Annotated in this window: 17 protein-coding genes; 13 read left to right on the top strand and 4 right to left on the bottom strand. The window is 66.8% G+C overall.

Annotated elements, in window-relative coordinates; translation table 11 throughout:
* Window positions 1-155 precede the first annotated feature (155 nt).
* The 7 genes from ACGGKE_RS16745 to ACGGKE_RS16715 all read left to right on the top strand — a co-directional run bounded on the left by ACGGKE_RS16745 (window position 156) and on the right by ACGGKE_RS16715 (window position 11,689).
* Window positions 156-1,841: a histidine kinase famiy protein gene (locus tag ACGGKE_RS16745; RefSeq protein WP_394443083.1), complete on the top strand. Its 1,686-nt coding sequence runs from the start codon at window positions 156-158 to the stop codon at window positions 1,839-1,841.
* Window positions 1,842-1,926: 85 nt separating this feature from the next.
* Entirely contained in the window at window positions 1,927-2,229 is a 303-nt protein-coding gene (locus ACGGKE_RS16740; RefSeq protein WP_394442390.1) for a hypothetical protein, read from the top strand.
* A gap of 55 nt (window positions 2,230-2,284) precedes the next feature.
* Window positions 2,285-3,760 carry a PLP-dependent aminotransferase family protein gene (locus tag ACGGKE_RS16735; RefSeq protein ID WP_394442388.1) on the top strand — a complete coding sequence of 492 codons (1,476 nt, stop codon included), beginning with the start codon at window positions 2,285-2,287 and terminating at the stop codon, window positions 3,758-3,760.
* A 73-nt stretch (window positions 3,761-3,833) separates the two neighbouring features.
* Window positions 3,834-4,448 (top strand): FMN-binding negative transcriptional regulator, encoded by a 615-nt coding sequence (locus tag ACGGKE_RS16730; protein WP_394442385.1) that lies wholly within the window; start codon window positions 3,834-3,836, stop codon window positions 4,446-4,448.
* Window positions 4,445-6,115 carry an amidohydrolase gene (locus ACGGKE_RS16725; RefSeq protein ID WP_394442382.1) on the top strand — a complete coding sequence of 557 codons (1,671 nt, stop codon included), beginning with the start codon at window positions 4,445-4,447 and terminating at the stop codon, window positions 6,113-6,115. The genes ACGGKE_RS16730 and ACGGKE_RS16725 overlap by 4 nt, the downstream gene beginning before the upstream one ends.
* 59 nt (window positions 6,116-6,174) lie before the next feature.
* Window positions 6,175-8,400 carry a TonB-dependent receptor gene (locus ACGGKE_RS16720; RefSeq protein ID WP_394442379.1) on the top strand — a complete coding sequence of 742 codons (2,226 nt, stop codon included), beginning with the start codon at window positions 6,175-6,177 and terminating at the stop codon, window positions 8,398-8,400.
* 67 nt (window positions 8,401-8,467) lie between these two features.
* Window positions 8,468-11,689, top strand: a complete 3,222-nt coding sequence (locus ACGGKE_RS16715) for an amidohydrolase family protein (protein ID WP_394442375.1) — start codon at window positions 8,468-8,470, stop codon at window positions 11,687-11,689.
* An 80-nt stretch (window positions 11,690-11,769) separates the two neighbouring features.
* On the opposite strand, the gene ACGGKE_RS16710 is transcribed toward ACGGKE_RS16715, so the two are convergent.
* Window positions 11,770-12,216 (bottom strand): MarR family winged helix-turn-helix transcriptional regulator, encoded by a 447-nt coding sequence (locus ACGGKE_RS16710; protein ID WP_394442371.1) that lies wholly within the window; start codon window positions 12,214-12,216, stop codon window positions 11,770-11,772.
* A 99-nt stretch (window positions 12,217-12,315) separates the two neighbouring features.
* On the opposite strand from ACGGKE_RS16710, the gene ACGGKE_RS16705 reads away from it, so the two are divergent.
* From ACGGKE_RS16705 to ACGGKE_RS16685, 5 genes are all read left to right on the top strand, one after another.
* On the top strand, window positions 12,316-13,743 hold the full coding sequence (locus ACGGKE_RS16705) for an aldehyde dehydrogenase (RefSeq protein ID WP_394443081.1): 1,428 nt from the start codon (window positions 12,316-12,318) through the stop codon (window positions 13,741-13,743).
* Between the two features lie 104 nt (window positions 13,744-13,847).
* Complete coding sequence (locus ACGGKE_RS16700; RefSeq protein ID WP_394442367.1) at window positions 13,848-14,708, top strand: p-hydroxycinnamoyl CoA hydratase/lyase; 861 nt, start codon at window positions 13,848-13,850, stop codon at window positions 14,706-14,708.
* A gap of 70 nt (window positions 14,709-14,778) precedes the next feature.
* Window positions 14,779-16,938, top strand: coding sequence for an acetate--CoA ligase family protein (locus ACGGKE_RS16695; protein WP_394442364.1), 2,160 nt, complete (start codon window positions 14,779-14,781; stop codon window positions 16,936-16,938).
* Between the two features lie 43 nt (window positions 16,939-16,981).
* The gene (locus ACGGKE_RS16690) at window positions 16,982-17,536 is read left to right on the top strand and encodes a DUF3237 domain-containing protein (RefSeq protein ID WP_394442361.1); all 555 of its coding nucleotides are present in this window, start codon (window positions 16,982-16,984) and stop codon (window positions 17,534-17,536) included.
* 22 nt (window positions 17,537-17,558) lie between these two features.
* Window positions 17,559-18,884, top strand: a complete 1,326-nt coding sequence (locus ACGGKE_RS16685) for an MFS transporter (RefSeq protein ID WP_394443079.1) — start codon at window positions 17,559-17,561, stop codon at window positions 18,882-18,884.
* Here ACGGKE_RS16685 and ACGGKE_RS16680 read toward each other — a convergent pair.
* Complete coding sequence (locus ACGGKE_RS16680; protein WP_394442358.1) at window positions 18,866-19,948, bottom strand: Rieske 2Fe-2S domain-containing protein; 1,083 nt, start codon at window positions 19,946-19,948, stop codon at window positions 18,866-18,868. The genes ACGGKE_RS16685 and ACGGKE_RS16680 overlap by 19 nt on opposite strands.
* A 102-nt stretch (window positions 19,949-20,050) precedes the next feature.
* Between ACGGKE_RS16680 and ACGGKE_RS16675 the strand changes: the two genes are divergently transcribed.
* Window positions 20,051-20,989 (top strand): LysR family transcriptional regulator, encoded by a 939-nt coding sequence (locus tag ACGGKE_RS16675; protein ID WP_394442354.1) that lies wholly within the window; start codon window positions 20,051-20,053, stop codon window positions 20,987-20,989.
* A gap of 20 nt (window positions 20,990-21,009) precedes the next feature.
* Here ACGGKE_RS16675 and ACGGKE_RS16670 read toward each other — a convergent pair whose 3' ends face one another.
* Together ACGGKE_RS16670 and ACGGKE_RS16665 are read right to left on the bottom strand one after the other, a co-directional pair.
* Window positions 21,010-22,893: a bifunctional sugar phosphate isomerase/epimerase/4-hydroxyphenylpyruvate dioxygenase family protein gene (locus ACGGKE_RS16670; RefSeq protein WP_394442351.1), complete on the bottom strand. Its 1,884-nt coding sequence runs from the start codon at window positions 22,891-22,893 to the stop codon at window positions 21,010-21,012.
* Window positions 22,890-23,684, bottom strand: coding sequence for a shikimate dehydrogenase (locus ACGGKE_RS16665; protein ID WP_394443077.1), 795 nt, complete (start codon window positions 23,682-23,684; stop codon window positions 22,890-22,892). The genes ACGGKE_RS16670 and ACGGKE_RS16665 overlap by 4 nt, the downstream gene beginning before the upstream one ends.
* Window positions 23,685-23,722 lie beyond the last annotated feature (38 nt).

Genomic DNA, 23,722 nt, shown 5'->3' with positions numbered 1-23,722 from the left:
ATGGTTCCCTCCATCCTAGGTCAGACCGCTTTAATCCCTGCCCAGCGCTTGCACATCCGAAAACAGACGTGCAGGAACCCGAACGCGCGGTGGATGATTGTAGTTGCGCCACGAAGACGAGGTTTCAGGTGAACGAAGAGCGGACCGACGAATATATGTCCGAGGCAACCGGCCAGCCAGCCGGCGACCTGCCCGATCCGACATCGTTCAGCCCGACCGGCAACAAGCCGAGCCATCATTGGAAAAGCTCGACCGTGGCCGAGCCGGGATTGGAACAGCGCGGAACGGTTTTCTTCGCGGCGCTGCAGATGACGCGCATGCCGATGATCCTGACCGACCCGCAGCAGGACGACAACCCGATCGTCTTTGCCAACAAGGCGTTTCTGGACCTGACCGGTTATGAGGAAAGCGAGATCATCGGCCGCAACTGCCGTTTCCTGCAGGGCGCCGACACCGATCGCGCGGCGGTGGCCGACCTGCGCGAGGCGATAGCGCGGCGCGAGGCGATTTCGCTGGAAATCCTGAACTACAAGCGCGACGGTTCAGCCTTCTGGAACGCGGTGTTCGTCGCGCCGGTGTTCGACGACAATGGCGAGCTCATCTATTTCTTTGCCAGCCAGCTGGACGTGACGCGGCGGCGCTCGTCCGAACAATCCTTCCGCCAGGCGCAGAAGATGGAGGCGATCGGTCAGCTGACCGCCGGGCTGGCGCATGACTTCAACAATCTGTTGCAGGTGGTGGCCGGCAATATCGATCTGGTGCTGGCCGGCGACCTGGACGAACGGCAGCACAGATTGCTGAGCAATGCAACCAAGGCGGCTGACCGGGGCACGAAGCTGACGCGGCAATTGCTGGCCTTTGCCCGCAAGACCCGGCTAGAGCCTCGGAATATCAACCTCAATGATCTGATCCACGAATTTGGCGACTTGATCGACAATACGGTGGGCGCGCAGATCCGGCTGGTCACCGCGCTGGAGCGGCGGCTGCCCGACGTGCTGATTGATCCATCGCATCTGGAAATGGCGCTGCTCAATGTCCTCATCAACGCCCGGGACGCCATGCCGCAGGGCGGCACCGTCACCATTTCCACTCAGCTGTGGAAGCTCAACGGCAATGCCGCTGCCCACCAGCTGCCCGAGGGCGATTATGTCGTGCTGACGATCGCCGACGAAGGCGCGGGCATGAGCGAGGAGGTGCGGCGGCGCGCGACCGAGCCCTTCTTCACGACCAAGGGGCAGGATCGCGGCACGGGGCTTGGCCTGGCGATGGTGCATGGCTTCGTACAGCAGTCGCTGGGTCGGCTGGAGTTGGAGTCTGCCCCGGGAGAAGGGACACAGGTGCGGATGCTCTTTCCGGTCGCGACGCAGGAGAGCCAACGGCCCAGCCGGCCCGCGATGCGTCAGGTGCAAGGCCGCGCCGACGCGCACGGGACCGAGACGATCCTGCTGGTCGAGGACAGCGACGATGTTCGCGCGCTTGCGGCCGAAGTGCTGGGCGCGCTCGGCTATCATGTCGTGCTGGCGCGCAGCGGAGAGGAAGCGCTGGAAATGCAGGCGACGGAGACGATCGACCTGCTCTTCACCGACATCGTCATGCCCGGGGGCATGAGCGGGCTGGAGCTGGTGGAGCGGTTCGCCAGCATCGCGCCGGGCGTCCCCGTGCTGATGACCACCGGCTATAATGAGGATCTGGTCGCCGACATTCCGCGCGGCACTGCGCTGGACGTGATCGGCAAGCCATACCGCCGCGAGGAACTGGCCGACCGGGTGCGAATGGCGCTGGATCGGCGCACGCAGGGGGAACGATCGCAGCCGCGCGATTATGGCCATAAGGAAGGATGAGCGGCGCGATCGCGCTTTTTGCCCTTGTCGGGAACCCGGCTTTCGCGCCTGCCGTTGAGGCGGTGACAGGAAAGGACCCGACATCATGATCCGAAAAATTGCCCTGATCGCCGGCGCAGCCTGGCTGGCGAGCCGTGTCTTTGGCAAACAGACGCCGGAACACGGCGTCAAGGAAGGCCGCTTCACTCCGAGCGACGCCCAGTCGGGCGCGGATGTCGATGCCACCGGCCATGTGCCCAAGGATCTGATGAGCGATGCTCATCCCGACGGCACGCAGCGCGCCGACGAGCATTTCCGGCCTGATCCGACCGCGCCAGTGGATGCGCAGGATCGCGAAGGGTTGCGGCCGGTGACCACGCCTGCCCCGCACGACCCGCCGGGGCGCTGACGCGCCGGGCTGCGCCTGCTTTCGGTAAGCATGCGCGCCTGATAGACCGGCGCGCATGCTTCGGCCCTGGACCCTCCCGCTCAAGGACCGTGTCGGCATCGCGCCCGACACGCCCCGCTACATGCAGATCGCCCATGGTCTGATCCACGAGATCGAGCGAGGGCGGCTGCTGCCCGGCGAATATCTGCCCAGCAGCCGCGAGCTGGCGGCCTCGCTGGAGGTCAATCGCAAGACCATCGTCACCGCCTATGACGAGCTGATGGCGCAGGGATGGCTGGTGAGCGCGGGCACGCGCGGAACGATGGTGTCGACATCGCTGCCCCGCGCCGAGGAACGTTTTGACGACGCGCCCGCGCCCGGGGTGCGGGCGGCGTCGGACGAAACCGAATTTCCCTTCCTGGCTGCGCCCGACCGGCCGATCGCCATCCCGGCCGGCCGCTGGCGCAAGCTGGACGAAGGCGTGCCCGACCCGCGCCTGCTGCCCGCCGACCTGTTACCGCGCGCCTATCGCAAGGCGGCCGAAGCCTGCGCGCAGGAAGGCAGCCTGTCCTATCGCGATCCGCGCGGCGCCCCAGCGCTGAGGCGGGCGGTCGCCGACATGCTGCGGCGGCAGCGCGGACTGATGGTGTCGGCCGACCATGTCTGCATCACGCGCGGCAGCCAGATGGGCGTATTCCTGACCGCGCGCATCCTGATCCGGCCGGGCGACTGCGTGCTGGTGGAGCGGCTGACGCACGAGCCGGCGGTCGCCGCCTTTCGCGCCTGCGGCGCGAAGATCGTGACGGTGGGGCTGGACGAGGACGGGATCGACGTATCCGATGTCGAGCGCGCCTGCCGCCGCCACCGGGTGCGCGCCATCTTCGTCACGCCGCATCATCAGTTTCCGACCACCGTGGCGATGCGTCCCGAGCGGCGCCTGCGGCTGCTGGAGTTGGCCCGGCAATTCGCCTTCGCCGTGATCGAGGATGATTATGACCATGAATATCATTTCGGCGCGCAGCCGCTGCTGCCGATGGCAAGCTACGCGCCGGCGCGGATCATCTATACCGGGTCGATGTCGAAGCTGCTCGTGCCAGCGCTCCGCATCGGCTATGTCGTCGCCGCGCCCCGGCTGATTCAGGCGCTTGCCTATCAGGTGTCGCTGATCGACGGGATGGGCAACAGCATCACCGAAGCGGTTGCCGCCCATTTGCTGGAGAGCGGCGAGGTGCGCCGCCATATCCGCAAGACCGCGCCCATCTATCGCGCGCGCCGCGACGCCTTCGCGCACAGCCTGGACGCTGCGCTGGGCGACTGGATCGACTATCGCGTGCCGGACGGTGGGCTCGCCTTCTGGTTGCGCTTTCACGATCCGGCGATACTCGACCGGATCGAGGCGGGCGCGCCGGACCGGGGGCTGAGCTTCGCCGATTCGCACAGCTATGCCGTGGACGAAACGGCCGAGCCCGGGCTGCGGGTGGGCTTCGCCAGCATGGACGAGGCGGAGGCGCGAGAGGTGCTCATGACGCTGCGCGCCTGCGCCATCGGCTGAAATCGGCTTGGACCCCTCCACTTTGTAGAATTGGAGGTTTGCAGCCGGTCCAATGCGACTCATCGTCACAGGAATGAAATATGCCCCGCGTGATTTCGATGACGTCGTTGCCCTGATCGGCCAGAATCCGCTGTGCTGGCTGGTGTCTGCGGGCGCCGCCGGCTTTGGCGCCAGCCCCCTGCCCTTGCTAGCGGAGTGCGACGCGCAGGGACGATTGGTTTCATTGTTCGGCCATATGGCGACCGCCAATCCGCAGGTCGCGCTGCTGCGCGCCCAGCCTGCGGCGCTGGTCCTGGTGAACGGCCCGCAAGCCTATATCTCGCCCGAACTGCTCGACAATCCGACCTGGGTCCCGACCTGGAACTATGCCGCCGCGGTCATTCATGTGGAGGTGGCGTTCGTGCCCGAGGAGACGCGCGCGTCGATCGAGCAGCTGACCGACCGGATGGAGCAGGGCCGCGCCCGGCCCTGGACGGTCAGCGATGCCGAAGCGCGCCTGCCCCGGATGCTGCCGCACATCATCGCCTTCCGCGCGCAAGTGACCGCGATCGACGGGCGCTTCAAGCTGGGCCGCGACGAGACGCGGCGCGACATCAACGCCATCGTCGGCGGCATGGGCGAAGGGCCGCTGCGCGACTGGATGACGCTCTACAATCAGGAGCGGCTGGATCAGGAGGAAAAGGCATGAGCATCAGGCGTCGCGATCTGCTGGCCGGCGGGGCCGGCGGCCTGGCCTGGGCGCTGGCGGGGACGCGGGGATGGGCGGCCGGGCGCGCGCTCGACACCGCCTATGTCAACGCCACCGTCTGGACCAGGCAAGGCATGCCGGCGCGATCGGCGATTGGTGTCGCGGACGGGCGGATCGCCGCGATCGGCGCCGACGCAGTAAAGGCCGCATCCAGCCGCGCGACGCGGACGATCGACTTGGGCGGCGCGTTCGTCATGCCCGGCTTCATCGATTGCCACACCCATTTTCTGATCGGGTCCGACCTGCTGACCCAGCCCAATCTGCGCGAGGCGAAGAGCCCGCAGGAATTTGCCCGCATCATCGGCGAGGCGGCGCGCGCGCTGAAGCCTGGCCAATGGGTGCAGGGCGGCAGCTGGGACGCGGAACTGTGGGGCGGGGAACTGCCCGATCGCAGCTGGATCGACCCGGTGACGCCGGATACGCCGGTCGCAGTGCAGCGGCTGGACCTGCACATGCTGGCGCTCAATTCGCTGGCGCTGAAACTGGCCGGCATCGATCGCAACACGCCCGAAGTGCCCGGTGGCGTCATCGTGCGCGACAAGCAGGGCAACCCGACCGGCATCCTGAAAGATGCGGCGATGGACCTGGTGAAGCGCGCCATCCCCGCGCCGACCGAGGCGGATCGCGAAGCCGCGGTGCGCAAGGGGATCGCCCATGGCCTGTCCAAGGGCGTGACCCAGGTGCACACGACCGAACTCGACTGGAAGACGCATGACGCGCTGCGCCGGCTGCGCGCCAAGGGCGAGACCGACATGCGCTTCTATTCCTTCCTGCCGCTGCAGGATTGGGCGAAGGTCAAGGCGCTGGTCGACGCCGAGGGACGCGGCGACGACTGGTTGCGCTGGGGCGGGCTGAAGCTGCAATATGACGGGTCGCTGGGGTCGCGCACGGCGATGTTCTACCAGCCCTATGACGACGCGCCCGACACCAAAGGCATACCGATCCACACGCGCGCCGATGTGCAGCAATGGACCGACGCGGCCGACGCCGCGGGCCTGCAGATCACCATCCACGCCATCGGCGACAAGGCCAATGACGAAGCGCTCGACATCTTCGCTGCCGCCGCCGCGAAGAATGGCTCGCGCGACCGCCGCTTCCGCATCGAACATGCCCAGCATCTGGCGCCCGCCGCGATCGCGCGCTTCGCCCGGCAGCAGGTGATCGCGTCGATGCAGCCCTATCATGCGATCGACGATGGGCGCTGGGCGATCCAGCGGGTGGGCGCCGAGCGGCTGAAGGGCACCTATGCATTCAAGTCGCTGCTCGACGCGGGCGCGAAGGTCGCGTTCGGATCGGACTGGCCGGTGGCGCCGCTCGATCCGCTGACCGGCGTCGCTGCCGCCGTGCTGCGCCAGACGATCGACGGCGCCAATCCCGGTGGGTGGCTGCCCGAACAGAAGCTGACCATTGCGCAGGCGCTGCACGCCTATACCGCCACCAACGCCTATGCCGGTTTCCAGGACGACCGCATCGGCCGGATCGCGCCGGGGATGCTGGCGGACTTTCTCGTGATGGACGCCGACCTGTTCGCCATCGATCCGGCCAGGATCGGCGACACCAAGGTGCTGCGCACCATCGTCAACGGGACGGAGCGGTTCCACGCATGAAGTGAGATTACCGGGCGCCGACCGAAGACGGCGGCGCCCGCAACAGAAGGGGAAATGACATGAAGACCATTATGCCCATCAAATCGGTCAGCCTCGCCGCGCTGGCGGCCGCCACCCTGTTCACCGCCCCGGCGCTGGCCCAGGCGCCCGGTGAGGACAATGGCACGATCATCGTCACCGCCGGCAAGCGCGACGAGGATATTCGCCAGGTTGCCCTGTCGATCAGCGCGGTCACGGGCGAACAGCTCAAGGAAATGAACGCCAACAGCCTGTCGGACTATATCACCCGGCTGCCCGGCGTCGTCTTCAACGATTATCAGCCCGGCATTTCCGAAGTGGTGATCCGCGGCGTCGCCGCCACCACCTATCATGAACAGGGCCAGACCACGGTCGGCTATTATCTGAACGAAGTGCCGCTGGTGGAGCCGGGCTTCCCGATCGGCATTCCCGACGTCGATACGTTCGACCTGCAGCGGGTCGAGGTGCTGCGCGGCCCGCAGGGCACGCTGTTCGGTTCCTCGACGCTGGGCGGGCTGGTCAACTATGTCGCCAATGTCGCCGACCCGTCGAAGATCGACGCGGCCGCGTCCGGCCTCATCGGCACGACCAAGAATGCGTCGCGCGATCTCAACTACGCCGCCAAGGCGATGATCAACGTGCCGCTGGTGCAGGACCAGCTGGCGGTGCGGCTGGTCGCGCTCCAGCGCTATGATGCGGGCTATCTCGACAATCCCGGCACGGGCGTGAACGGCGCCAATGACTATCGCACGCGCGGGCTGCGCGGATCGATCGTCGCGCATCTGGGCGAGACGACCAAGGTCACCTTCCTGTCAAGCTATCAGGACAGCAAGCTGGAGGACCAGACCTATCTCGACCTCGACAATCCCTATATCCGCAACACGCCCCGGGCGGAGCCGCAGAAGACCGATTATTGGATGAACAGCCTGCGGCTGGACCAGGAAATTGGCGACGCAGCGACGCTGACGGTGCTGGGATCGGTCACCAAGAAGAACAACACGACCGTCTTTTCCTACCCCTATGCCTATGTCACCGGCGTGACCGAGGGCGCAGACGCCGCCTATTCGCTGGGCGAGGCCGAGGCGCTGATCCGCACCATCGAGGCGCGTGTCGCATCGCAGGGCGACGGACCGTTCAAATGGCTGATCGGCACCAGCTACATGAAGGCGACCAAGAGCAGCATCGACCGCATCTACCAGGGCGGGGCGGCCGCCTATATCGATGCCAATCCCGACCTGTTCGGCGGCTATTCCGGCGCGGTGCTGGCGCCGAACGACGCGATCTACGGCTATATTTCCGACACCACCAACCATGATTTCGGCATTTTCGGCGAAGTGTCGTTCAAGCCGGTCGAGACCGTCGAGATTACCGTGGGCGGCCGCTATTACGACACCAAGAACAGCGCGAAGATCACCAATGCGGCTGGCACGCTGGCGCCGGGCAGCTTCACGCCCGTATCCAGCAGCTTTGGCATGACGCAGAAGGAAGACGGCTTCACCCCCAAGGTGACGCTCGCCTTCCGCCCGTCGGACAAGCTGATGGTCTATGGCACCTTCTCGCGCGGTTTCCGCGTGGGCGGCCCAAACCCCAACGCCGCCATCCTGGAAGGCATTCCGACCAGCTATGAAAGCGACGAGGTCGACAATTATGAAGTCGGCGTCAAAGCTTCGCTGCTGAATGACCGGCTGCTGCTCGACCTCACCGGCTTCCATCTCGACTGGAAGAATATTCAGGCGCGCCTCTTTTCCGACGCGCCCTATTATTATTCCTACGTCACCAATGCGGGCGGCGCGGACATCGACGGGGTCGAATTTTCCGGAACCATCCGCGTCAACCGCATGGTGAGCTTCAGCAGCAACGTCACCTACCAGGATGCGCGTCTGTCCGAATTCCTGCCCGACACCTTCGCGGTGGGTGGCGGCTATGCCAAGGGCACGACCCTGCCCGGATCGTCCAAATGGTCGGTCGCGAACAATCTGAAGTTCGACCTGGGCTCGGTGGGCGGCGCGCCGACCTTCGAGATCGCCCATCGCTACCTGTCGAAGGCGCCGGTGGCGTTCGGCAACGACGCCAAGCGCGGCGGGTTCAACGTGATCGACCTGCGCGCGTCGATCGGCCTGAGCGAAAATCTGCGGATCATGGCGTTCGCCAACAACCTGTTCGACAAGTTCGGCATCCTCAATGCGCCGTTCACGTCGCAGGCGGTGCCGGCCGGGTCGATCATCCGCCCGCGCACCATCGGCCTGCGCGCCGACTGGAGCCTGTAACAACCGGGGTCGCCGGCCTTTCGCGCCGGCGACCTCATTTGCTTTGCCCGGCCTTGCTGTCACAAGGATGATGATGCGTTTTCCCGCCCTCCTGATGCTGAGTGCCGCGCTCGTCGCCGCGCCGTCCCTCGCCGCCGCCCAGACCAGCGGGCTCGGCCTTCAGTCCACGCGGACGCTGGCCTATGCGGCGCAGGAAGGCACCTGGATGCAGCCGGACATGGCGCCCGACGGCAAGACCATCCTGTTCGACCTGCTGGGCGACATCTATGCGCTGGATGCGGCGGGCGGGACGGCGCGGCCGGTGCTGACCGGCATGGCGTTCGAGCGCAACCCGGTCTTCTCCCCCGACGGCACGCAGTTCGCGTTCCTGTCCGACCGGTCGGGGGCGACCAATTTGTGGGTCGCCAATGCCGATGGCACGGGCCTGAAGCAACTGTCGCACGACGACAAGGTCGCCATCTATTCCTCGCCGGCCTGGTCGCCGGACGGGCGCTTCATCAGCGTGTCGCGCACCGTCCATTCGATCCTGGCCTTCGAACTCTTCCTCTACGACAAGGATGGCGGCAGCGGCCTCCAGATCACCAAGGCGGGATCGCCCGACAATTGGGACGAGAAGTTGAACGCCATGGGCGCGGTCCATGCGCCCGATGGCCGCTATCTCTATTACGCCACCAAGCGCGGCCATACCTGGACCGAAAATGACCTGCCCAACTGGTCGATCGCGCGCCGCGACCTCAAGACAGGACAGGACGAGACGATCATCCAGTCGGCGGGCGGCGCGATGCGCCCTGCGCTGTCGCATGACGGGCGGCTGATCGCCTATGCCAGCCGCAGCCTGGCCAATGGGGGCCAGCAGAACGGGCTTCGCCTGCGCGACCTGGAGACGGGCGAGGACAAGTGGATCGCCTTCCCGATCGACCGGGACGGGCAGGATGGCGGCTATTATGCCGACCTGTTGCCGCGCTACAGCTTCATGCCCGGCGACAAGGCGCTGCTGATCAGCGTGGGCGGCAAGCTGGCGCGGCTGGACATCGCCACGGGCGCGCTGACCGATATTCCCTTCACGGCGCCGGTGAAGCTGGGACTGGGGCCGCTGACGCGCGTGCGGCAGAAGGAAGAGACGGGCCCGGTGCGCGTGCGCGTGGTGCAGGCTCCGCGCCAGTCGCCCAATGGTAGGCGCGTCGCGTTCACCGCGCTGGGCGGCCTCTATGTGCAGGATCTGGCCGCCGGCGCCGCGCCGCGGCGCATCGTCGAGACCGACGCCTTCCAGCCCAGCTGGTCGCCCGACGGCCGCACGATCGTCTATGTCCGCTGGACCGCGACCGGGGGCGGCCATATCTGGTCGGTGCCGGCGAGCGGCGGCACGCCGCGCCGGCTGACGCAAATCCCCGCTTATTATACCGAGCCGGTCTTCACCCCCGATGGCGGCAGCATCGTCGCCCTGCGCGCGAACCAGCATGACCGGCTGCGCGCGGTGTCGGAAATCGACCCGTCGCGGCCGACCGACATCATCCGCCTGCCGGCCCGCGGCGGGTCGGTGGCGCAGATCACCCATGCGATGGGCGCGCGGCTGCCGCATTTCGCGCAGGATGGCCGGCTGCTCTTCTACAGCCCCGCCGGTGTCGCATCGGTGCCGCTGTCGGGCGGCGACCCCCAGATCGCGCTGCGGGTGCTGGCGCCAGGCTTGGGCCAATATTTTCCGGGGCCAGCGCCGGTCGAGGAAGTGCGCCTCAGCCCGGATATGCGCCATGCGCTCGTCAGATCCTTCAGCCAGGTCTATATTCTCGACGTGCCGCCCGCCAATGGCGCGGAGCCGCCGACGATCAACCTGTCCGCGCCGATCGTCGCCAAGGCCAAGCTGACGCGCGTCGGCGCGGATTTCACGGACTGGGCCGATGAAGGCGCAACCGTCACCTGGTCGGTCGGATCGACCTTCCGCCGGGTGCCCACGGCGCAGGCGCTTGCTGCGCCCGCCGAAGGCAGCGAGGCGATGGCGCAAAGCTACCCCCTCCCGGTCGCGCTGCCCCGCGACGTGCCGCAGGGCAGCATCGTGCTGCGCGGCGCGACCGTGCTGCCGATGGCGGGCGCGCAGCCGGTGATCGCCAATGCCGACATCGTCATCTCCGACAATCGGATCGTGGCGGTGGGGCCAAGCGGCTCTGTCGCGGTGCCGGCGAGCGCCAGCGTGCGCGACGTCAGCGGCAAATATATCGTGCCCGGCTTCGTCGACACCCACGCCCACTGGTTCGAAATCCGGCGGGGCATCCAGGAGCGCGGCCATTGGGATTTCGCCGCCAACCTGGCCTATGGCGTGACGTCTGCGCTCGACGTCCAGCCCTTCACCAGCGATGTCTTTGCCTATCAGGACATGATCGACGCCGGCATGATGGTCGGGCCGCGCGCCTGGTCGACCGGGCCGGGCGTCTTCGTCAATGCCGAGATCCACAGCCGGCAGGATGCGATCGACGTGCTCACCCGCTATCGCGACCATTATCGCACGCGCAACATCAAAAGCTATATGATCGGCGACCGCGCGCAGCGGCAATATATGGTCGAGGCCGCCAGCGCGCTGGGCATGATGCCCACGACCGAAGGCGCCAGCGACATGGTGCTGAACCTGACCCACGCCATCGACGGCTTTTCGGGCAATGAACATGCCATTCCCGTGTCGCCGCTGCGGCAGGACATCATCCGCCTGTTTGCGCAGAGCCGCACCAGCTATACGCCCACCATCCTCGTCGCCTATGGGACGACGCCCGCCTTGTTCGACTTCATCATCCACAAGCGGCCGCAGGACGACCCCAAACTCCGTCATTTCGTGCCGCCCGGCATCGTCAGCGAAAAGCTGCGCAATCGTCACTGGATGCCGCCCGAGGCGCAAAGCTGGCGGACGATCGCGGCCGACGCCGTCGCCATCCAGCGCGCCGGCGGGCTGGTCGGCATCGGCAGCCATGGCGAGATGCAGGGCCTGGGCTATCAGTGGGAGATGCAGGCCTTCGCCGGCGGCGGCGCGACCCCGATGGAGACGCTGAAGGCCGCGACCATCGGATCGGCCGAGGTGATCGGGCATAGCGACGATGTCGGCAGCCTGGAGCCGGGTAAGTTCGCCGACCTGCTGATCCTGGATGCCGACCCGCTGGCCGACATCGCCAACGCGATGAAAATCGGCGCGGTGATGAAGAATGGGCGGCTATACGATCCGATGACGCTGGACGAAATCTGGCCCAACGCGCGCAAGCGGCCGGCGGCCTGGTTCCATGGCGATGACGCGGCCCCGACCGCACCCTGACGCGCAAAGGGGCGGTGCCGATCGGGAGTGCCGCCGCGCCATCTCCTACCCCAGCTTGACGCATGCCGCGTTCAGGCCGACTAGTCCCGCCCGTTCGCGATCAGGCTGAGCGCCGTACGCAATTGCTGCTGGTCCATATCGGCCAGCAGGCGCGCAAAGCCGGCCTCATGCGCGTCCATGATCTCGTCGACCCGCGCGCGCGCCTTTTCCCCGCGCGGCGTCAGCGACAGGGCGAAGGACCGCCCGTCCACCGGCGATTTTTCCAGATAGTCTTGCGCCGTCAGGCCTGCGACCAGCGGCACCATATTGGCGCGCTTGATCCCCAGCGCGCGTCCCAGCTCGCTCTGGATGCACCCCGGATTGGCGCCGACCAGGATCAGGATCGTGCCTTCTACGGGGCGCAGGCCCACAGCGCCAAGCGCCTCCCCCAGGTCGGCCATCATCGTCGCCGACGCACGGCGCAACAGATAGCCCAGGCGCGACGCAATCGGATCATGCAGTTCTTTGGGCGCGTTCGGCTTTTCCATGACCCACGGCGATAAGGCTGTTGCCGCCCACAATCAACATTGCTATGTCTCATACCAATTAGGAGGAGTCAGGATATGCCTGCATCGGACGTTTCCCTGATGATCGGCGGCGAATCGCGCGCCGCGACATCCACTTTCGACCGTTCCAACCCGGTGACCGGAGAGATCGCCACCCGCGCCGCCGCCGCCAGCGTCGATGATGCCCGCGCCGCGGTCGATGCCGCGCAGGGCGCCTTCCCCGGCTGGGCGGCGCTGGGCCCCAACGCGCGGCGCGCGGCGCTGCTGAAGGCGGCCGACGCAATCGACGCCCGTGCCGATGATTTCATCGACGCGATGATGTCTGAAATCGGCGCGACCGAAGGCTGGGCGCGGTTCAACATCATGCTGTCCAGTTCGATGGTGCGGGAGGCCGCGAGCCTCACCACCCAGATTGGCGGCGAGGTCATTCCATCCGACAAGCCTGGCTGCATCGCCATGGCCATCCGCGAACCCGCCGGCGTTGTGTTGTCGATGGCGCCCTGGAACGCGCCGATCATCCTGGCGACGCGCGCGATCGCGGTGCCGCTCGCCTGCGGCAATACGGTGGTGCTCAAGGCGTCCGAACAATGCCCGCGCACCCATGGCCTCATCATCCAGGCCTTTGTCGAGGCTGGCCTTGGCGACGGGATCGTCAACCTCGTCACCAATGCGCCGCAGGACGCCGGCGATGTCGTGGGCGCGATGATCGATCATCCCGCCGTGCGGCGCGTCAACTTCACCGGATCGACCGCCGTGGGCAAGATCATCGCCCGGCGCTGCGCGGACAATCTGAAACCCGTGCTGCTGGAACTGGGCGGCAAGGCGCCCTTCATCGTGCTGGAAGACGCCGATCTGGACGAAGCGGTCAAGGCGGCGGCGTTCGGCGCCTTCATGAACCAGGGCCAGATCTGCATGTCGACCGAACGGATCATCGTCGTCGAAGCGATCGCGGACGCCTTTGTCGAGAAATTTCAGGCGAAGGTCGGCACCCTGGCGGTCGGCGATCCGCGCGCGGGGCAGACGCCGCTGGGCGCGGTGGTCGACACCAGGACCGTCGATCATGTCCGTTCGCTGATCGACGATGCGCTGGCGTCGGGCGCGCGGCAGCTGAACGGCGGCGAGACTGACGGCGTGCTGATGCCTGCCCATGTGATCGATGGCGTGACGCCCGACATGAAGCTGTTCCGCGACGAAAGTTTCGGGCCGGTGGTGGGCATTGTGCGCGCCCGGGACGAGGCGCATGCCATCGCTCTGGCCAACGACACCGACTATGGCCTGTCCGCCTCCGTCTTCACCCGCGACACCGGCCGCGGCCTGCGCGTCGCGCGGCAGATTCAGTCGGGCATCTGCCATGTGAACGGCCCCACCGTGCATGATGAGGCCCAAATGCCCTTCGGCGGCGTCAAGGCTTCGGGTTACGGGAAGTTCGGCGGCAAGGCGGGGATCGACAGCTTCACCGAGCTGCGCTGGATCACAATGGAAACGCAGCCGGGCCATTATCCGATCTGAGCCCGGCGGGCCTATCTGACCTCCGCCTTCCTTCATTCGATCACGATCGCCCCGCAGAGAAGCCGGGCCAGCGCATTAAAACCAGCGCATTAAAAGGAGCCGTCATGACCAACATCCTGCCCGTCGACGGGGTCGACCAGGCCGAACTCGACACCGTCGCCTTCACGGTCGACAATGGCATCGCCTGGGTCAGCTTCAATCGCCCCGACAAGCGCAATTGCATGTCGCCGCGCCTCAACCGGCAGATGATGCGCGTGCTCGACGCGCTGGAATTCCGCGACGATGTGGGCGTCCTCGTCCTCACCGGCGAAGGCACCGCCTGGAGCGCGGGCATGGACCTCAAGGAATATTTCCGCGAAACCGAAGCGCAGGGCCTTCAGGGCACGCGCGGCGCGCAGCGCGAAAGCTATGGCTGGTGGCGGCGGCTGCGCTGGTATCAAAAGCCGACCATCGCCATGGTCAATGGCTGGTGCTTTGGCGGCGGCTATGGTCCGCTCTTCGCCTGCGACCTCGCCTTTGCGGCGGAAGAGGCGCAATTTGGCCTGTCCGAAATCAATTGGGGCATCCTGCCAGGCGGCGGCGCGGCGAAGGTCGCGACCGAACTCACCAGCTTCCGCAACGCCATGTATCATGCGCTGATGGGGGAAAATGTCGACGGGCGGACAGCGGCCCAGTGGGGCTTCGTCAACGAAGCGGTGCCGCTGGACCAGCTCAAGGCGCGCGTGACGCAGGTCGCTAATGTCCTGCTGGGCAAGAACCCCGTCGCGCTCAAGGCCACCAAGGATGCCATCCGCCGCGTGCGCGAAATGACCTATGACAATGCGGAGGATTATCTGATCCGCGCGCAGGAAGCGGCCAACAGCTTCGACAATGAAGGCCGCAAGGAAGGCATCCGGCAGTTTATCGACGACAAGAGCTACAAGCCCGGCCTGGGCGCCTACGACAAGTCGAAACAGAGCGCCTGACCCTGTCACCGGGCCGCCGGGCATGGCGGCCCGCCCCTGTCGGCAATGGAAGAATGGAGAGACGGACCCCATGACGGTCGAGACACTGAACCCGCCTGCCGCCGATGCGACGGGCACTGACCATCAGGCGCTCGATCGGCTGCTGCGGCCGCGCTCGGTGGTGATCGTCGGCGCGTCCGATAAGCCCGGCGCGCTGGGCGCTTCGGTCCTCTCCAACCTTTCGCGCAACGGCTTTGCCGGTGACATCCACCTCATCAACCCCAAGCGAGCGGAGATTGGCGGGCGGCCCTGCCTGCCATCGGTCGACGCCCTGCCCGAGGGCGTGGATGCGGCCGTATTGGCCATTCCGCGCGTGGCCGTGCTCGACACGGTGAAGGCGCTCGCCGCGCGCAGGGTCGGAGCCGCCATCATCTTTTCGGCAGGCTTTGCCGAGGGCGGCGAGCAAGGCCTGGCCGAGCAGCAGCAGATCGGCCGCATCGCCGCGCAATCCGGCATGGTCGTCGAAGGCCCCAACTGCCTGGGCATGACCAACTTCATCGACCGGGTGCCGCTGACCTTCGTGGAAACGGACGCGGTCCCTCTGGGGGACCGCAAGGGCATCGGCATCGTGTCGCAGAGCGGGGCCATGGCCTGCGTGCTGGGCACCACCCTCGCCAGCCGCGACCTTGGCCTCAGCTTCTCGGTATCGACCGGGAATGAGGCGGCGTCGGGTGTCGAGGATTATGTCGATTATCTGCTGGACGATCACGCCACGCAGGTCATCGCCATGATCGTCGAGCAGTTCCGCAAGCCGCGCCGCTTTCTCGCCGCCGCGCGCCGCGCGAGGACGCTGGGCAAGACGATCGTGCTGCTGCATCCCGGCAAGTCCAGCGCCGCGCGCGAATCCGCCGCCACGCATACGGGCGCGATGGCGGGCGACTATCAGCTCATGCGCGCCAAGGTTGAGCGCGCCGGAGTCATTATGGCCGAAACGCTGGAGGAACTGGGCGACATTGCGGAGATCGCGCTGCGCTGTCCCGCCGTGCCGGCCACGGGCGTGGCGGTGCTGGGCGAAAGCGGCGCGTTCAAGGCGCTGACCCTGGACCTGTGCGAGGGCCTGGCGCTCGACTTGCCGCAGATCGACGACGGCAATGCCCCGGCCCTGCGCGCCGCGCTGCCGGACTTTGTCGGCGTGTCCAACCCGCTCGATCTGACCGCCCAGGGCCTGGTCGACCCGGCACTGTATCAGCGCACATTGGCGGCGCTGTTCAGCGACGATCGGTTCGGCAGCATCGTCGCTGGCATCATCCAGACCGATCCGGTGACCGTTGGCATCAAGCTGCCGCCGATCCTGCGCGCGGTCGAGGAAGGGAAGCCCGCTAAGCCGGTGATCCTCGCCGGGCTGGACGAAGGCGCGCCGATCCCCCGAGACTGGATCAATCGGCTGCGCGCCCTTGGCATCCCCTATTTTCCCTCGACCGAGCGCGCCTTCCGCGCGCTCAAGCAACTGAACGCCCACGCCCACCGCGATTTCGCCGAGGCTGATCCCGCTCCCCTGCCCACCATCGACCTGCCGTCGCAGAGCGGGGTCATCCCGGAATATCAGGCCAAGGCATTGCTCGCCCCGCTGGGCATCCCCTTCCCGCGCGGCGCATTCTGCACCAGCGTCGAGGAGGCGATCGCAGCCGCCGACCGGATCGGCTATCCGATGGTGTTGAAGGCGCAGGCCGCCGCGCTCAGCCACAAGAGCGATGCCGGCGGCGTCTTGCTGAACCTGGGGAACGCCGATGCCCTGCGCGCGGCGTGGGACCAACTGCACGCCAATGTCGCGGCTTATGACGCGAGCCTCAGGCTGGACGGCGCCTTGCTGGAAGGCATGGGTGCGCGCGGCGTCGAGCTCATCATCGGCGCCAGGAGCGATCCCGACTGGGGCCCTGTCATCCTGGCCGGCTTCGGCGGGGTCACGGCTGAGATATTGCAGGATGTGCGATTGTTCACGCCCGATCTGCCGCTGGACGCGATCGTGCGCGAACTGCACCAGTTGAAGCAGGCGGCGCTGCTGCGGGGCTTTCGCGGCGCGCCGGCGCTCGACGTCGATGCCGTGGCGCACATTATCGCGACGCTCGGCCGCCTGCTGCTGGCGCAGCCCGCCATCCGTGAAATCGACCTCAACCCCGTCATCATCTACCCGCAGGACCAGGGCGCGGTCGCGCTTGATGCGCTGATGCTCACGGCGCCCGCCGATGGCTGAGCGGCACGAACCGAACCAAGCCGACCGGCGAGAGGACGGGTGCATGAGCGTGGAGCGGCGCAGCCTGCTGCGCGCCATGCCTGGCGTCGCGCTGGCGAGCGCCATGGCGCCTGCGCAGGCGGCGGACGCCGAGGCGCTGACGCCACCTGCGCTCAGCCTGGCGTTCCGCCTGCGCGTCCTCATCGGCCCGCCGCAGGAACTGGGCATGGTGGATGGCGTGCGCAAGCGCGTGATCCCGATCACCGGCGGCACGGTGGAGGGTCCCCGCCTACAGGGCCAAGTGCTGCCCGGCGGCGCCGACTGGCAATCGATCCGCGCGGATGGCACCGCCGATATCCTGGCCCGCTATACGCTCCAGGCGCAGGACGGCACGCTCATTTCCGTCACCAATCCGGGCTATCGCCATGGCCCGCCCGAGGTGCTGGCGCGCATTGCCGCCGGTCAGGTCGTCGATCCCGCGCTTTACTATTTCCGCACCACGCCGCGCTTCGACGTGGCGAGCGACAGCGTCCATGGCTGGCTGGGGCGCACGGTTTTTCTCTGCACCGCAGGGCGCTATAGCGATCATGTGCGACTGGATATTTTCGCCGCAAGCTGAACGACAAGGATAAAAGAGGATGATGGAAGAGCCGACCAATGTCAGGCGAATGCTGGATGAGGCGCCGATGGGCCGGCTGCAGATCGCCGCGATCATCCTGTGCATCCTGCTGAACGCGCTTGATGGCTTTGACGTATTGGCGATCAGCTTCGCGTCGCCCGGCATCGCCGCCGAATGGGGCGTCGACCGCGCGGCGCTGGGCATTGTGCTGTCGATGGAGCTGATCGGCATGGCGGTGGGCTCGATCCTGCTCGGCGGACTGGCCGACCGCGCCGGGCGTCGCCCCACCATCCTGCTGTGCCTGGTCATCATGGCGGCCGGCATGTTCGGCGCGACGCTGGCGACCAGCGTCACCAGCCTGTCGGCGATCCGCCTGATCACCGGCCTCGGCATCGGCGGCATGCTCGCCTGCACCAACGCCATGGTGGCCGAACTGGCAAACGCCCGCGCGCGCAGCCTGGCGGTCGCAGTCATGGCGGCGGGCTATCCGATCGGCGCGATCCTGGGCGGATCGATCGCGTCCATGCTGCTGGTGTCGGGCGGATGGCGGGACGTCTTCCTGTTCGGCGCGATCGTCACCGGCGTGTTCCTGCCGCTGACGCTGGTGCTGCTGCCCGAATCCATCGGTTTCCTGCTGCAGCGACGGCCCCGGGGCGCGCTTGACAAGGTCAATACGCTGCTGCGCCGCATGGGCCATGGGCCGGTCGACACGCTGCCGCCGGCCGAGGATCATGCGCCCAAGGCATCGCTGGCCGCGCTGTTCGCGCCGGGCCTGGCGCGCGTCACCATCCTGCTGACGGCTGCCTATTTCGCGCACATCATGACCTTCTACTTCATCCTCAAATGGGTGCCCAAGATTGTCGTCGACATGGGCTATACGCCATCGACGGCGGGCGGCGTGCTGGTCTGGGCCAATGTCGGCGGGCTGCTGGGCGCGCTGCTGCTGAGCATCCTGAGCTGGCGGATTGGCATTCGCGCGCTGGTGATCGCGGCGATGCTGGTCTCCACGGTCATGGTGACGATCTTCGGCCAGGGGCAGGCCAGCCTGTCTGGACTGTCGATGGTCGCGGCGGCGGCGGGCTTCTTCACCAATGCCGGCGTTGTCGGCCTCTACGCCATCATCGCCCAGTCCTTCCCGACATCGGTGCGCGGCGGGGGCACCGGCATCGTCATCGGCATCGGCCGCGGCGGCGCGGCGCTCGGCCCGATCGTCGCCGGCTTTCTCTTCAGCCTGGATGTCGGACTGCCGATGGTGGCGCTCGGCATGGCGACGGGATCACTGATCGCGGCCGGCGCGCTGTTCGCGCTCGGTCGCGGTCGTGGCGCGGTTCAGCCCCCAGCAGCCTGAAGCGGCGCGGGCGCCACATTTTCCTGTGCGATCGCCCGCTCGATCATCAGCCGCGACCGCACGCCGCCCGCGTCGATATTGAGTTTGAGCAAGCGCCGGTCGGGGCAGCGCAGAAGGTTGCGCTGCTGCTGCTCCAGCATCGCCAGATCTTCGCCGAAAATCTGCGCCTGTCCCTGCCGGATTGAATCCGTGATCGCGGCGTCATCGACCGCGAACTGGCGCGCCATGCCCCAGAAATACCAGTGCGACGTTTCCGTTTCGGGCGTGATGAAGTCGACGACGATGCTGGATGCCTTGACGCTGGCGTCGGCTTCATAGCCGCCCTGCCCTTCCAGCGCGACGCCTACTTCGATCATGACATGACTGGGCAGGCTGAAGCGGCAGATCTGCCAGCGATCGACCAGCTGGTCGTCGGGCAGACCGGCGCCGCGCAGCGCCATGCGCCAGAAGGGCGGCGCCACCACCTTGTCCATCATCCGGCTGGTGATGACTTCCCCCGCCTCGACGCGGGTCGCCACCGGCGCTTCGTCGATTTCCTTCTGCCCGATGCTGGACGCATGGACATAGGTTTCGTGGGTGAGGTCCATCAGATTGTCGATCATCAGCCGATAGTCGCAGGCAATATGAAAGAGGCCGCCGCCATAGGCCCATTGATCGCTCTCCGCCCAGGGCAGAGGGTGCAGCTCGGCCGGGTCCGCCCGTTCGGGGTCTCCGGGCCAGACCCAGATGAAGCCGTAGCGCTCAAGCACCGGAAAGGCGCGGATGGCGGGAAAAATATCGACGCGCTGGCCCGGCATGCTGGCCGCCCGGCCGGTGCAGCCGACCGCCAGCCCATGATAGCCGCACACCAGATCGCCGCCACGCACGAAACCCAGCGAAAGCGGCGCGCCGCGGTGCGGGCAGAAGTCCTCCAGCGCCGAGACGCGACCGTCGGCGCCCCGATAGAATACCATGGGTTCGCCGCAAATCTTGCGCGCGAAGGGCTTGTCGGTCAGCTCATCGGGGGTGCAGGCGACATACCAGGCGTTGCGGGGCCAAGGCTTGGCGTCGGAAGTCGGTTTCATCGCATCTCTCCATTCGCCCCGCTTCTCAGACGGGGCAGAAAGGATTTTACCGCCAAGTCGCCCCATAGGCATCAGCAATATAATCTATATAGACTATAAGCGATGGAAATAGATTCGCTGGACCTCAACTTGTTGCGCGTTCTGGAGGCGCTGTTCGCGGCGCGCAGCGTATCGGGCGCGGCGCAGGCGCTGGGCGTCACTCAGCCGAGCGTCAGCCTGTCGCTGCGCCGGCTGCGCACTCATTTCGACGATGCGCTGTTCGTCCGGCAGGGCGGGGCCATGGTGCCGACACGCGTCGCCGAAGGATTGCGCGAACCCGTGCTGAAAATCATGGCGACGGTCCGTTCGGAAATCGTGACCGCTGCGCCCTTCGATCCGATGCAGTCGGAACGACGCTTCACCCTCAGCCTGTCGGACCTGGGCGAGTTGACCTTCCTGCCCACCCTCATGGCCAGCCTGCGTCGATGCGCGCCGGGCGTCACGCTACGCTCCGTCACCGCCTCGCTGCCCGAAATGCGGCATGGGCTGGCGGACGGATCGATCGACCTGGCGCTGGGCTTCTTCCTGGGGCTGGAAGGGCAGAATCTCTTCACCCAGAGGCTGTTCGAACAGGGGTTCGTCTGCATCGCGCGCGCCGGCTGGGGCGATGGGGACGCGGGGATGAGCCTGGAGGCCTTCCTGGCCGCCGACCATGTGGTGGTGGAGCAGCCCGGCCGCAGCCAGCAAGTGCTGGAGGAGCGTCTGCGCGACCTTGGCCTGCAGCGACGCATCCTGCTGCGCTCGCCCCATTTCATGAGCGTTCCGCTGCTGGTCGCCCAATCGGACATGATCGCCACCGTGCCGCTTGGCGTAGGGCGCATCTATGCGCGCATGGCGGGGCTCGATCTGCTGCCCCTGCCCTTCGCTGCGCCATCCGTGCCATTGCAGCAGCTCTGGCACCGCCGGTCGCATCATGATCCGGGATCGGTGTGGCTGCGGCGGTTGATCGCCGAGCTGTTCCTGGGGCAGGATCCGACGCTGGAGGCCGGCGACGAAGGCTGACGCCCGCGCGCCTGCGCCTGTCAGGGATCAATCAGGGCGTCATCGGTGCGAAACCGCTCCTGCGCGGCCAGGCGAACGCCGGCATTGGGCGCGCCATAGCCCTGATAGCGCTGGCGCTCGACAAATTCGAAGAAGAAGCGCTTGCGAAAGGCGCGGCTGTAGAGCTGGCGGTAGTCGCCCTGTTCGTCGCGGTCATAGAGCATGTGCGCTTCGGCGAGGCGCGCCGTGTCTTCCGCGCTGAGGCCGAATCGTGCGGCCAGATCAGCATAATAATTGCCGTTGATGGGCAGCAGGTCCGCGCCCGATTGCCGCAGCGCCTTCGCCCGCTCCATCAGGTCTGGCGCGGCGAGCGCGACATGCTGATAGCCGCCGCCGAAATTATGCTCGACGAAGCGGGACGACAGCGTGCCCGCGGCATCGGACGCATTGAGCGTCAGGCGCAGCGCGCCGTCGGGCGACTGCAGCGGCTGGCTCAGCACCAGGCCCGACGGGTCGATGACGTCCGCCTGCGCGCTTTGCTGCAGCCCGAACAGCGATCGCCAGTAGAGCTGCCAGGACAGATATTCCTCGATCCGCACGACGGCGGCGAGATGGTCGATGGTCAGCGGCCGCGGGTCGGGCGCTTCGCCCGTCGACGCGAATTCATCCGCCCACATGGCGGCGACATCGCCCTCCCCGACCAGATAGACCAGGCTGCCGCCAATGCCGCGCAGCGCGGGCACCGCCAGATTGCCGGGCGCTTCCTGATCGCCGACCTGGCTGATGCCCAGATGCGCGGCGCGCGCCGCCACCGCATCGCGATCGCCGACAACCAGGCCGAGCGCGCAGATGGACGGACCGTGCGTCACCTGGAAACTATGGCCAAAGCCAGCCGGTTCGGCATTGATGACCAGGTTGACCGATCCGGCCTGCCAGCGTGTCACCGCCTTGCTGCGATGCCGCCCGGTGCGCGCAAAGCCGAGCGAACGAAACATCGCTGCCAGCGCGCTCTCGTCATCCGGCGCCACCGCGAACTCGACAAATTCCGGCCGCACCTGCGCTGGCGGCGGCGGCACGGCAGTGGGGCGGCCCAGCAGACGCCCGGCGGCATCCTCGACATGGCGCAGCGACCGCAGGCCATCGGCGGCGATCAGATCCGCCGACCAGCCGCGAAAGCGATCGTTGAAGATTTCCAGCGACAGCGGCCCAGCATAGCCGGTCTTGCGGATTTCGGCGACATAATCGTCCACCGGCAACCCGCCTTGCCCCGGGAAATTGCGGTAATGGCGGCTCCAATACAGCAGGTCCATGTCTAGCCGGGGCGCGTCGGCCAGCTGCACGAAAGCGATCTTGTCGCCGGGAATGGCGCGGATGCTGTCACTGGGAATGCCCCGCGACAGGGAATGGAAGCTGTCGAGAATGATGCCGATCGCGGGATGATCCACCTGTTCGACGATCGACCAGGCGTCGCGATGGTCGAATACGTGCCGGCCCCAGGCGAGCGCTTCATAACCGACGATGATCCCGCGCCTGGCCGCCCGCTCTCCCAGCTCGCGCAGATCCGCGACGATGCGGTTGCGCTCGCCCAGCGCATGGAGCGAACAGTTGGAGCAAACCAGGATGCGATCGGCCCCTAGTTCGCCCATCAGGTCGAACTTGGCTTCGGCGCGATCCATCGCCTGTTGCCGCATCGCGCCGGGCATCCCCTCGAAATCGCGAAAGGGTTGGTAGAGCAGGCAGGCAAGGCCCAGATCGTCCATCATCATCCGAACCGCGCGCGGGCTGAGCGGCGAGGCGATCAGGTCATTTTCGAATATTTCGACACCGTCGAAGCCCGCAGCGGCCGCCGCGCGCAGCTTTTCCTCCAGCGTGCCGCTGAGCGAAACCGTTGCGATGCCCAATGTCACGCGCGTCTCCTCGATCATGGTTTCAGCGCGGCCCGGAAATTCCGGCTCATCCGCTGCGGGTCCGCTGCGCGCCCGGTGAAATGCTCGAATGCGCGTATCGCCTGGTACACCGTCATGCCACTCCCATCCAGCGTCGCGCAACCCGCTTCGCGCGCGTCCCGCAGCAATTGCGTTTCCAGCGGGAAATAGACGATGTCCGTCACCCATAGCGCCGGGCGCAGCAACGGCCGGGGAATGGCCGATCCAGGATAGCCCTTCATGCCAATGGGCGTCGCATTGACGATCCCGTCGGCAGCGGCGACCGAGGCGGGAAGATCGTCGCCCACGATCGCGCGGCCTGCGCCATGCACGGCGTTGAGCGCGGCGGCGAGTTCCTGCGCCCGTTGCTGCGCGGGATCGAACAGGGTGAGTTCCCCCACGCCAAGCTCCATCAGCGCATGAGCGGTCGCGGCCCCGGCGCCCCCCGCACCCATCTGCACCACGCGCCCAAAACGCGCTTCCGGCGACAGGCCGGTGCGCAAATTCTGGGCGAAGCCGTAGATGTCGGTATTATAGCCGATGCGTCGCCCGGCGCTGAACACCACCGTATTGACCGATCCGATCTGCTGCGCCTGGGGCGAAAGTTCGTCCAGAAGGGCGGTGATCGCCTGCTTGTAGGGATGAGTGACATTGACGCCGGCGAAGCCCGTCAGCTGAAGGGCGTCGAGCAGGCGCGGCAGATCCTCCACGCCCATGGCGTGGGCGGCGAGATCGAACAGGCGGTAGATCAGCCGCAGCCCCTGCGCATCGCCCTCGCTTTCATGCAGCATGGGCGACAAGGATGCCTGAATGTCGCGTCCGATAAGAC

Source organism: Sphingobium naphthae (genome assembly GCF_043589935.1).
GTDB lineage: Bacteria > Pseudomonadota > Alphaproteobacteria > Sphingomonadales > Sphingomonadaceae > Sphingobium > Sphingobium naphthae_A.
Note: the sequence above shows the minus strand (reverse complement) of the source record. Positions and strands in the feature narration are given on the sequence as shown.